Origin of the sequence: Burkholderia sp. Ac-20392, assembly GCF_017104585.1 — a bacterium.
Taxonomy (GTDB): domain Bacteria; phylum Pseudomonadota; class Gammaproteobacteria; order Burkholderiales; family Burkholderiaceae; genus Burkholderia; species Burkholderia lata.
Genome location: NZ_JAAGPB010000488.1, coordinates 1 through 6114, shown reverse-complemented (window position 1 = coordinate 6114; position 6114 = coordinate 1). Strand labels below are relative to the sequence as shown.

8 protein-coding genes are annotated in these 6114 nt (G+C 65.7%); 4 read left to right on the top strand and 4 right to left on the bottom strand.

Going from position 1 to position 6114, the window contains the following annotated elements; all coding sequences use genetic code 11:
• The first annotated feature begins 177 nt into the window (after positions 1-177).
• Positions 178-396, top strand: a complete 219-nt coding sequence (locus G3N99_RS32815) for a hypothetical protein (protein WP_174937587.1) — start codon at positions 178-180, stop codon at positions 394-396.
• A gap of 117 nt (positions 397-513) precedes the next feature.
• Here the strand turns inward: G3N99_RS32815 and G3N99_RS32810 are convergent, their stop codons facing one another.
• Positions 514-1350 (bottom strand): FTR1 family protein, encoded by an 837-nt coding sequence (locus G3N99_RS32810; RefSeq protein WP_174937585.1) that lies wholly within the window; start codon positions 1348-1350, stop codon positions 514-516.
• A gap of 12 nt (positions 1351-1362) precedes the next feature.
• Entirely contained in the window at positions 1363-1695 is a 333-nt protein-coding gene (locus tag G3N99_RS32805) for a cupredoxin domain-containing protein (RefSeq protein WP_011353437.1), read from the bottom strand.
• 349 nt (positions 1696-2044) lie between these two features.
• Between G3N99_RS32805 and G3N99_RS32800 the strand changes: the two genes are divergently transcribed.
• Positions 2045-2245, top strand: a complete 201-nt coding sequence (locus G3N99_RS32800; RefSeq protein WP_011353438.1) for a heavy-metal-associated domain-containing protein — start codon at positions 2045-2047, stop codon at positions 2243-2245.
• 63 nt (positions 2246-2308) lie between these two features.
• On the opposite strand, the gene G3N99_RS32795 is transcribed toward G3N99_RS32800, so the two are convergent.
• Together G3N99_RS32795 and G3N99_RS32790 are read right to left on the bottom strand one after the other, a co-directional pair.
• Positions 2309-3799 (bottom strand): aldehyde dehydrogenase, encoded by a 1491-nt coding sequence (locus G3N99_RS32795; protein WP_206124450.1) that lies wholly within the window; start codon positions 3797-3799, stop codon positions 2309-2311.
• 97 nt (positions 3800-3896) lie between these two features.
• A complete protein-coding gene (locus tag G3N99_RS32790) occupies positions 3897-4448 on the bottom strand; it encodes a cupin domain-containing protein (RefSeq protein WP_089426670.1) in 552 nt (183 codons plus the stop codon).
• Between the two features lie 455 nt (positions 4449-4903).
• On the opposite strand from G3N99_RS32790, the gene G3N99_RS42140 reads away from it, so the two are divergent.
• On the top strand, positions 4904-5089 hold the full coding sequence (locus G3N99_RS42140) for a hypothetical protein (RefSeq protein ID WP_043184603.1): 186 nt from the start codon (positions 4904-4906) through the stop codon (positions 5087-5089).
• 283 nt (positions 5090-5372) lie between these two features.
• On the top strand, positions 5373-6114 hold a 742-nt coding region (locus G3N99_RS32785; RefSeq protein WP_206124449.1), incomplete at its 3' end, for a gamma-glutamyl-gamma-aminobutyrate hydrolase family protein.

Sequence of the window (6114 nt, the reverse complement as noted above, 5' to 3'; positions counted from 1 at the left end):
GCCGGCCGCTCCGCGCCCCGTCGTGCAGCCCGCGCCGAGCCGCCTGACGGTGATGCAACCGGCTGCGCCCGATGCGCAGCACGCACTGAATTACTCCAACATCCCGCGTCAATACACGCCGGACGGCAACGTGCTGCAGGTCGGCACGCACGGCCGCTCCGCGGAGGTGACTCGATAATGGAAGCGCAAACCTACCACGGCTACCAGATCTGGGGCCACGCGATCCTGCAGCAGGACGAGATCCTGCAGCCCGAGCGCTTCGCCGGAAGCGGCACGATCACGCAGAACAACAAGCTGGTCGAGGCATCCGGCGTGCTCGGCGTATTCGACACCGAGGACGACGCGCGCGACGCGGGGCTCGAATGGGCTCGCGCGTGGATCGACAGCCACCGCTGAGCAGGCGCGGCGTGCGCAACCGGCACGCTGTCGTCACGGCTTTGCACGGGCCGGCGCGAACCGCACATGAAAAAAGGGGCGTCATGGACGCCCCTTTGCTATTCGAACCCGGACTACTCAGGCGGCAGGTCGTGGCGGCCGCACCGCCGCCTGCGGCCGGCCGACGAGCCGTGCCAGCCCGACGATCGCGACCAGCGTCGCGAGATACGCGACGATCTGGATGCCCGCCGGTCGCGCGGTATAGCCGATCAGCGTATGCAGCGCCTTGCCGACGATGCTGGTTTCCTTGAGCAGCCACGACGTATCCCAGATCACATCGCCCCATGACGGTACGAGGCCGGCCGCGAGCAGGAAGCCGACGCACTGGCTTGCCATCCCCGCCGCGAGCAGCACGATCAACCAGTTGGTGACGGAGAACAGGCGCTTCAGCGGAATCTGCAGCAGGCCCGCATACATCCCGTAGCCGAGCCCGGCGCCGCCCAGCACACCCAGCAACCCGCCGACGATCATCTGCGGCGTCTGCCCCGGATCGCCCGCCGCGATGCCGTACAGGAACAGCACGGCCTCGGAGCCTTCGCGCAGCACCGCGACACCCACCACGATCGCCAGGCCCGTCAGCGGCTTGCTGCCGGCCGCGACGGCACGCCCGACCTCGGTCATCTGCATCGCCATCTCGCGGCCGTGCCGGCTCATCCAGATGCTGTGCCACGCGAGCATCAGCGTCGCGACGAACATCACGCCCGCGTTGAAGACCTCCTGCCCCATGCCGGACGCCCACTGCGAAATCACGTCTGCGAACGCGGCGATCAGGCCGGCGCCGATCACGCCGCCCACCAGCCCGCTGCCGACCCACCAGCCGCGCCGCGGCACGCCCTTCGTGGCGGCCATCACGATCGACACCACCAGCGCGGCCTCGAGCACTTCACGAAAGACGATCAGGGCGGTAGACAACATGGCGAGTTGGCCTTACTTGACGGTCAGGTGCGTCTTCGACTGCGCTTCGTGATACTCGTCGTGGAATTCGTACGTGCCGGCCTTCAGCGGCCCGACCAGGATCTCCACCGACTTGCCGGCGGGCACGACCTTCTCCGCCTTGAAGTCGTCGCTCTCGAATTCGGCGGGCGTCGCGTCGAGGTTCTTCACGACGAACTTCACCTTCTTGCCGGCCGGGATCGTCACGCCGTCCGGCGAAAACTTGTGGTCCTTCAGGGTCAGGTTGACGACATCGTCGGCCGCGAAAGCGGACGTTGCCGATGCGCCCAGCAGCGCCAGCGCGAAACCGAAAGCAAAACGGTTCATGTGGGTAATGAATTGAAATATCGAAGGGAGCCGATACTAAGATCGATTCGCATTTCCAACTCGCGTACCCTTACTGGCGGCATGGTGATCGCGCTTCAGGGATCGCCGTCGCGCGTTGCCCGGCAAGGCATCCGCGCTGCTTTGCCCGGAACGCTTCGCCGTCAATCGGGACAAGTTCCGAATGACGTCGACGGCCCGATCGCGATTCATCAGACTTCATGTTTACAACAGGCTGTCGCCGCGACGTGGCCGCGACACCGATTTTCGGCGACACGCGTACGCTTGACCTTCCCACCGTGGCAAGCTTCATGCTGTCGATGCTTGTCAATCGTCAACTCAGGAGAACACGATGGAATTCGAAGTCCAGGACATGACCTGCGGCGGCTGCGCCAACGCCATCACGCGCGCGGTGACGGCCGCCGATCCCGCCGCGAAGCTCGACATCGACGTCGCGGCGAAGATCGTCAAGGTCGAATCGGCACAAGGCGCCGAGCGCGTGCAGTCGATCATCGAAGCCGCCGGCTTCCACCCCGCGCTGCGCGCCGCCTGACGCACGCGCCGTGACCCGCGGGCACACCGCCGTAAGGCGCTGCGCCCGCGGCCCGATTTCGCGTCAACGCAGCCGGATCAGCGTCGACTTCAGCTCGGTGTACTTCTCGAGCGCATGCAGCGACTTGTCGCGGCCGTTGCCCGACTGCTTGTAGCCGCCGAACGGGAAGTTCATGTCGCCGCCCTCGTCGTAGCAGTTCACCCAGACGGTGCCCGCACGCAGCCGGCGCGACACGTCGTGCGCGGTCGTCAGGTTCGACGTCCACACGGCCGCGGCCAGCCCGTATTCGGTGTCGTTCGCGATCCGCACGGCCTCGTCGACGTCGTCGAACACGATCACCGACAGCACGGGCCCGAAGATCTCCTCGCGCGCGATCTTCGCGTCGGGCTTCACCTCGAACACCGTCGGCTCCACGTAGAAGCCGCCCGTTTCCTCCTTCACGCGCGCACCGCCCGTGACGAGCTTGCCTTCGCTGCGCCCGGCCTCGATATAGCCGAGCACGCGCTCGAGCTGGATGCCGTCGACGATCGCGCCCATCGACACCGACGGATCGAGCGGATTGCCGGGCACGTAGGCACGTGCGGCCGCGACGAGCTTCTCGATGAACGCGTCCTTGATGTCGCGATGCACGAGCAGCCGCGAGCCTGCCGTGCACATCTCGCCCATGTTGTAGAAGATCGCGCCGGCAGCCGTCTGCGCCGCGCGGTCGAGATCGGGACAATCGGGCAGCACGATGTTCGGCGACTTGCCGCCGAGTTCGAGCCACGCGCGCTTCAGGTTCGACTGCGCGGCGTATTGCATGATCAGCTTGCCGACCGCCGTCGAGCCCGTGAACGCGATGCAGTCGACGTCGCGATGCAGCGCGAGCAGCTTGCCCGGCTCGCCCGCACCCGGTACGACGTTGAACACGCCGGCCGGAATGCCGGCCTCGTACGCGAGCTGCGCGACGCGGATCGCGGTGAGCGGCGATTTCTCCGACGGCTTCAGCACGACGCTGTTGCCGGCCGCGAGCGCCGGGCCGAATTTCCAGGCGGCCATCAGGATCGGGAAGTTCCACGGCACGACGGCTGCCACCACGCCGACCGGCTCGCGCGTGACGAGACCGACGAGATGATGATCGGCCGGCGCAACCTCGCCGCCCACCTTGTCGATCGCTTCCGCAAACCATTCGACGCAATACGCGGCGCACGGCACGTCGACCGTCGTCGTGTCGCCGATCGGCTTGCCGGCGTCGAGCGTCTCGAGCAGCGACAGCTCGTCGAGATGCTCGCGCATCAGCGCGGCCCAGCGCAGCAGCACGGCCTTGCGCGCACGCGGGTTCAGCCCGGCCCACACGCCCGCGTCGAACGCGCGGCGCGCGGCCGCGACGGCTGCGTTCACGTCGGCTTCGCCGCAATCGGCGACCTTCGCGAGCACGCGGCCGTCGATCGGGCTCACGCAGTCGAACGTCTTGCCTCCGTGCGCGTCGCGCGACGCGCCGTCGATGAATGCGCGCCCTTCGATCTTGAGCGACGCCGCCTTGTCCTGCCAGTCAGCCAAAGTCAACTTGTTCATCAGGATGCCTCAGTTTTTTGGCATTCGCGATGCGGCACGCCGCTGCGCATGACGCGCAGCCGGCCGGCAGCGAATGCAGTGACGCGCGGTGGAAAGGTCAGAAGGTCGCCGGCGAATTGGCCGAGACGACCTCGCAGATCAGGTCCGCGCTGGGATTGCGAAAACGGTGCGGTAAACGGCTTTCGAAGTAGTAGCCGTCTCCGGGGTCGAGCAGCCACGTCGCGCCGTCGACGGTCAGCTCGAGCCGACCCGACACGACGACCCCGCCCTCGTGCCCCGCGTGCACGAGCATCTCGGGCCCCGTATCGGCCTGCGGCTGGTAGATCTCGCGCAGGATGCACATGTTGCGGTCCTTCATGCTCGCGCCGACCAGATGAAACGCGAGCGTGTCGTTGCCGAGGTTCGGCATCTCGTCACGACGCGACACGACCGAACGCGATTCGACGAGCTCGAACGTGAAGAACTCCGCGAGACTCATCGGGATGCATTCGAGCAGCTTCTTCAACGAGCCGACCGACGGGCTCACGCGGCCCTGTTCGATCAGCGAGATCGTGCCGTTGGTCACGCCGGCCCGCTTCGCGAGTTCGCGCTGCGACAGGCCATGCTTGTTGCGCACGAAACGCAGGCGCTCGGCGACTTCGGTGGACATCGATTCGGTTTCGGACACGATAAGTGCGATGACAAAGTGAAACGACGCGGTGGACAGCCGTTGAATATTCTAATCACTTTATGCCGCGCATCAGCGGGGAAAACCCTGAAAGGCGTTCGAAATAATGAACACCTCGCACATTATTCCGTTTGCGAATCTTTTGTTCGCACTGCTCGGGAAAGCCCTGATGCAGCACCGTTAAAAAACATTTGACGCCGTTTTTGGCTCGTATATGCTGGCTCTCAGGTTAGCGTCATCAAGCTTTCATGGGCAGCAAAAAACGTTATTGCAACGCAAAAATTGATGCCCATCAATGTAAATAACGCGTAACCGGCGCCTTGATTATTTTAAACGCCCAGCGCGTCGAAACGGTCAGGTGTTCAATACTTTCAACAACCCAGTCGAGTGTAATCGTGAGAGTCCGTGGCCCTCTGGTGAGGTGGGATCGAGGCGATGTGCGAAGTTTGCGCAGCGCTGCGTCCGCTTCCGACGACGGCAGTTGCGGCTGGCATAGTCCTCGCCTGCTTCATCTGTCGATCTACACCATCCTGTCCCGTCGTTCCGTTCGGCGTCACAACGCCGTTTCCGCACGCGCATTCGTCGCCGTCGATACCGACGAAGTGGCGTCGCTGCTGCCGTAGCGCCTCTCCTTTCTTTACGTCGTTCGTTTCGTCTGCTGATTCGCCAACCGCATCGTCCGTGCGGTGACGGAACGCGTTCGCGCATTCGTTGCCGCGTCGCGTGTCGCAATGAAACGAACGACGGCCTGATCGTCGCGCGCAGCGCGGATCGCCACGCCATCCCGTTGCGCCCATTCACCAGCGGCCCTGCGTCTCACGCAAGGCTGCGGGGCTGTTGCACGCCGGCGTTTCGCCACATCCGGCAAGCAAGACGCAACAACCCTCCGGATAACTGATTGACGTCATGGATAGAAGGAAACCCCTCGTCGGCATCACTGCCGACCACACGCAAATCGGCGCGCACGCGTCGCATACGGTCGGCGACAAATACGTCGCCGCGATCGTCGACGGCGCACAAGCGTTCGCGATGGTGCTGCCCGCGCTCGGCGAGCGCCAGTCGGTCGACGACGTACTCGCTACGGTCGACGGCCTGATGTTTACCGGCAGCTACTCGAACGTCGAGCCGCACCTGTACGGCGGCGAACCGAGCGCACCGGGCACGAAGCACGACCCGGCCCGCGACGCGACCACGCTGCCGCTGCTGCGCGCGGCGATCGCCGCGGGCGTGCCCGTGCTGGCCGTCTGCCGCGGCTTCCAGGAGCTGAACGTCGTCTGCGGCGGCACGCTGCACCAGCGCGTGCATGAAGTGCCGGGCCTCGCCGATCACCGCGAGGACGACGACGCGCCGATGGATACGCAGTACGGCCCCGCGCACGTCGTGCGCCTGACGCCCGGCGGCAAGCTGCACGCGCTCGCCGGCGGCCGCGACGAAGTCCACGTGAACTCGCTGCACAAGCAGGGCATCGCGCAGCTCGGCTCCGGCCTCGCCGTCGAAGCCGTCGCGCCGGACGGGCTGATCGAAGCCGTGAGCGTCGTCGATGCACCGGCTTTCGCCCTCGCGGTGCAGTGGCATCCGGAATGGCGCCATGCGCAGGACCCGCTGTCGAGCGCGATCTTCCGCGCCTTCGGCGATGCCTGCCGCGCCC